Below are 2513 nucleotides of genomic sequence, written 5' to 3'. Positions count from 1 at the left end.
GTAAGCGTCTTCCCAGTCACGTCTGTACGATCTGATCCGCTGTCCGCATGATTGAATAGGGTGCGAAATGAATTGTGCCCACAAATTCAATCATGGACACAAAAATTCAACCAGTCATTTCGTCGCCGAAGCGCGGCCCCTACCGCCGGCACACCGCCGAATTCAAGCGCGTCGTAGTTGCCAAGTCGCGGATCTCCGGCGTCTCCGTTTCGCGGGTCGCCCGCGAGTTCAACGTCAACGCCAACCAGGTCTTCGCCTGGCGCAAACAGTTCGGTGACTTGCCATTGCAGAACGCCGAGGCAGCCTGCCAACTTCTGCCGATCACGGTGTCCGAACCGCCAGCTGAAGAGGCAACGCGCAGCCATGCCGCGGGCCCCGCAACGGCGGCCAATGGCGTGATCGTGCTGACGGTCGGGTCGGCCCGGTTGCGCTTGGAAGGAAGTGTCGATACCGCGACGCTCGCCCAGGTGCTGGCGCGGTTGCTGCCATGATCGGCCTGCCGGCGGGCACCCGCGTCTGGTTGGCGGCCGGCGTCACGGACATGCGTTCCGGTTTCAATGGTCTGGCCGCCAAAGTGCAGACGGCGTTGAAGGAGGATCCCTACAGCGGCCATGTGTTCGTGTTCCGAGGGCGGCGCGGCGACATGATCAAATTGCTGTGGTGGAGCGACGATGGCTTGTGCCTGCTGGCCAAGCGGCTCGAGCGCGGCCGCTTCATCTGGCCGCAGGCGGTCGACGGCACGGTCTCGCTGACGCAGGCGCAGCTATCGATGCTGCTCGAGGGAATAGACTGGCGCCGTCCGGAACGCAGCTGGAAACCAACGTCGGCCTTGTAAACGTGAAAATCCTCGCGTAAACTTGGCGCATGCTCAGCCCAGCCGACCACCCCAACGACATCGATGCCTTGAAGGCCTTGCTGTTGGCCAGCGAGCGCCTGCTGCGGGAGCGCGATGAACAGCTGGCCGGCCTGGCCGAGCAGTTGAACACGCGCGCCGTCGAGATCGAGCACCTCAAGCTGCAGATCGCCAAATTGCGGCGCATGCAGTTCGGCCGCAAGTCCGAGAAGCTGGACCATCAGATCGAACAGCTGGAATTGCAGCTCGAGGATCTGCAGGCCGACGAGGGCGAGGCGGCGCGCGAGATGCCGGCCGCCGATCAGGCGCCGCGCAAAAAATCGGTACGCAGGCCCCTGCCCGAGCACCTGCCGCGCGACGAGAAGGTCTACGCGCCGCCAAGCGAGGCCTGCCCCGCCTGCGGCGGCGGCCTGCGCCCGCTCGGCGAGGATGTGGCCGAGCAACTAGAGTTCGTGCCGGCCAGCTTCCGCGTGATCCGCCACGTGCGCCCCAAACTGGCTTGTTCCCGCTGCGACGCGATCGTGCAGGCGCCGGCGCCGAGCCGGCCGATCGAGCGCGGCATCGCCGGCCCCGGCCTGCTGGCGCACGTGCTGGTGGCCAAGTTCGCCGACCACCTGCCGCTATACCGCCAGTCCGTCATCTACGCCCGCGAAGGCGTGGACCTGGATCGCGCGCTGCTGGCGGGCTGGGTGGGCGCGGCCAGCGCGCTGCTGCGACCACTGGTCGACGCGGTCCGGCGCCATGTGCTGGCGGCCTCGAAGCTGCACGCCGACGACACGCCGATCCCGGTGCTCGCGCCAGGCAACGGCAAGACCAAGACGGCGCGCCTGTGGACCTACGTGCGCGACGACCGGCCCTCCGGCGACACGGCGCCGCCGGCGGTATGGTTCGCCTACACGCCCGACCGCAAGGGCATCCATCCGCAGACCCACCTGGCCAAGTTCGAGGGCGTGCTGCAGGCCGACGCGTACGCGGGCTTCAACGCCTTGTTCGAGGACGGCACGGTCCGCGAGGCCGCGTGCTGGGCGCACGCGCGGCGCAAGTTCCACGACCTGCACGCGGCGCGGCCGACGGCGCTGACCACCGAGGCGCTGCGCCGGATCGCCGAGCTGTACGTGATCGAGGCCGGGATCCGGGGCAGGCCGCCCGATGAACGAAGACAGGTTCGGCAGGCCCGCTCGCGCCCCCTGCTCGACGACCTGGAGCGATGGTGGCGCACCACGCTCGACACGCTGTCGCGCAAGTCCGACACGGCGGCGGCGATCCTGTACGCCCTCAAACTGTGGCCGGCGCTGCTGCGCTACTGCGACGACGGCGCCATCGAGATCGACAACTCGGCGGCCGAACGCGCCCTGCGCGGCGTGGCGATCGGCCGCCGCAACTACCTGTTCGCCGGCGCGGACAGCGGTGGCGAGCGCGCCGCCGCGATCTACTCCCTGATCGGGACGGCCAAGCTCAATGGCGTCGATCCCGAGGCCTGGCTGCGCCACGTGCTGGCGCACATCGCCGATCATCCGGTCAACCGGGTCGACGACTTCCTTCCTTGGCATTGCGCCGCGCAGGTCACATCTGTTTGAAAAACACTCCGCTTCCCAGCGGTGTGATGCCATCATCTAGCAATACGACGCCGAGCTCAATACGTCGCTGAGCGGACGCTTAC

General features: G+C 67.5%; 3 protein-coding genes. All 3 read left to right on the top strand.

Annotated elements, in window-relative coordinates; all coding sequences use genetic code 11:
- Positions 1-92: 92 nt before the first annotated feature.
- From D0T21_RS31440 to D0T21_RS31430, 3 genes are read left to right on the top strand one after another with little or no spacing between them, the layout of a single operon-like run.
- Positions 93-491, top strand: coding sequence for a transposase (locus tag D0T21_RS31440; protein ID WP_116994077.1), 399 nt, complete (start codon positions 93-95; stop codon positions 489-491).
- Positions 488-835, top strand: a complete 348-nt coding sequence (tnpB, locus tag D0T21_RS31435) for an IS66 family insertion sequence element accessory protein TnpB (RefSeq protein WP_116994078.1) — start codon at positions 488-490, stop codon at positions 833-835. Before D0T21_RS31440 ends, tnpB begins: the two co-directional genes overlap by 4 nt.
- Before the next feature lie 29 nt (positions 836-864).
- Entirely contained in the window at positions 865-2430 is a 1566-nt protein-coding gene (locus D0T21_RS31430; RefSeq protein ID WP_116994079.1) for an IS66 family transposase, read from the top strand.
- The last annotated feature ends 83 nt before the right edge of the window (positions 2431-2513 follow it).

Source organism: Duganella sp. BJB476 (assembly GCF_003416895.1).
Lineage (GTDB): Bacteria > Pseudomonadota > Gammaproteobacteria > Burkholderiales > Burkholderiaceae_D > Rugamonas.
This window is presented reverse-complemented; position numbering and strand designations above follow the sequence as displayed.